4 protein-coding genes are annotated in these 1792 nt (G+C 62.4%); 1 reads left to right on the top strand and 3 read right to left on the bottom strand.

Going from position 1 to position 1792, the window contains the following annotated elements; genetic code table 11:
* Positions 1-153: transposase (locus MKK64_RS22990; RefSeq protein WP_243937727.1), on the bottom strand; the 153-nt coding region annotated here is incomplete at its 3' end.
* A 416-nt stretch (positions 154-569) separates the two neighbouring features.
* On the opposite strand from MKK64_RS22990, the gene MKK64_RS22985 reads away from it, so the two are divergent.
* On the top strand, positions 570-728 hold the full coding sequence (locus tag MKK64_RS22985) for a hypothetical protein (protein ID WP_409567997.1): 159 nt from the start codon (positions 570-572) through the stop codon (positions 726-728).
* Positions 729-870: 142 nt separating this feature from the next.
* Here the strand turns inward: MKK64_RS22985 and MKK64_RS22975 are convergent, their stop codons facing one another.
* Positions 871-1494: a DUF6088 family protein gene (locus tag MKK64_RS22975; protein WP_243937718.1), complete on the bottom strand. Its 624-nt coding sequence runs from the start codon at positions 1492-1494 to the stop codon at positions 871-873.
* Between the two features lie 41 nt (positions 1495-1535).
* A partial coding sequence (locus MKK64_RS22970) for an integrase core domain-containing protein (RefSeq protein WP_243937715.1) occupies positions 1536-1792 on the bottom strand: 257 nt, incomplete at its 5' end.

Here is a 1792-nt window from a genome sequence, read left to right as displayed (position 1 = left end):
CAGGATTTTTCGCATCGTCCAAACAGGCGGACGACCGCACGAGGCCGGCTCCGGCATCAGCGGCGCGATCACGGCCCACTCGCCATCCGTCAAGTCGGTTTCGTAGCGCAGGTTGGCGCGGCGATGCTGCCGGCGAGTGGTTGGGGTCCACATGGCACTTCCAGGTCAGGCTTCGGCACCCTTCTGGAATCACCGCCATCCCGGCCACTCAACCCCTGCCGGACGTTATCGGACGGGGTCTCAATCAAAAAGCCTCGCAAACAGGGATGCCGCGGGGCTGTCCCACTCTGCAAATATTCGCCTTAGTTCACCTTGATATAAATTAGAATTGCATGCCTGCGCCCTCGTAGGGTAGGGTCATTCTCAAATATAGTGAAAAACGTTCGTTTCTCTGATTAGATCAGGCTTGGAAACAGCCTGCTAGCAACGTATAATTTTTTTTGATCTCAACTCTTCAAAAGCCAAAGACACCTATTTGCATCAACCTTAGAATGCAAATTTAATCAAATAATCCAAGCCTATTATTTGAATTATGCGGACCGGATTGCACCGGTTTGCGTGAGCGGGTCGTGAAAGCCGTGTCCAAGGGCGCCTCGCGCCGTCAGGCAGCCGAGCGGTTCGGGGGCAGTCCCACCAGCGCTATCCGCTGGCAGGAGAGCTTCGAGCGGGAAGGCCGGGTGGCGGCCAAGCCGCAGGGCGGAGACCGGCGCTCGGTCGGCAGGCGGTGATAGAGAGCATCCAGCGTCCAGCAGACCCAGAAGTCCTTCTCGATATTGCCCACCGGCGCTCCGAGCCGGTTGGCGGTCGCGAGGAACAGGTCGAGGCGCTCGCGAGACGGTGCACGGATGATCTGGGCGTAATCGATCTGGCTCACCGTGTCGCCTCGCTCGCGGAGATCAAGAGAGGACGCAGGAACTCCTGCATCCAGATCGGCAGCGCGGAGAGACCATCTCGGAGATCGGCCCGGATGGCGCTCCCGTACTGTGGGTCGGCGAACAGGTGGCGCAGTGTGTCTGCCACCCGCGCCCGGTCCCCTGGGGCGGACAGCATGTCCCGAAGCCAGTGGAGCGCCTGGACGACACGCATGGCTGGACGGCCCGCCCAGAACAGGCGGCTCGCCGCCGCCGTCTTAAAATGGACGACTTGGTTGCCGAGCTTGATCGGCTTCAGCCGGGCGTCAACGAGCACCTCAATGTGGGCCGGGACGGCCGTGGTGAGACCGAGGTCGTTGGCGGCGCTCATGCCGTCGATCACGAAGCGAGCGTTGTCCCCCCGCGCGACGGCCCGGATGACCGCGCGGTAATCGGGAACGACGGGCCGCTTAGTCAGGCTGTTGATCGTTGGTCGGTCATAGAGGCCTCGGTCGATCCGCCGAAGTCCACCGGCGGCTTCAAGCCGCTGAAGCGTCTTATCGATTGCGGCGCGGTTGCCGAGATCGGCGAAGTCGCCTGGCGTCCAGACCGATCCGGGATCGTGGGTGATGCGGTCGAGCACGCGGGTTTGATCGGCCCCCACGAGGTGATCCAGGGGTGAAGTTAGTGCACGGTGGGCCGCTCCGCCACGGGCAGCTTGTCCGGCGGAGCTGGTCTGGCGAGCGCAGCCGGCCAAGCGGAGAAGGCCGGCATGAACACCTCCGGGGCCTGCGGCCGGTATCCCCGCGAGGCATGTGGGCGCACGCCGTTGTAGTGACGTCGCCAGCTTTCGATGACGACCTGCGCCTCCCTGAGTGTGTAGAAAATCTCACTGTTGACGAGGTCGTCCCGAAGCCGTTCGTGTAAGCTTTCGACGTAGC

This window comes from Methylobacterium sp. E-025 (assembly GCF_022829705.1).
GTDB lineage: Bacteria > Pseudomonadota > Alphaproteobacteria > Rhizobiales > Beijerinckiaceae > Methylobacterium.
This window is presented reverse-complemented; position numbering and strand designations above follow the sequence as displayed.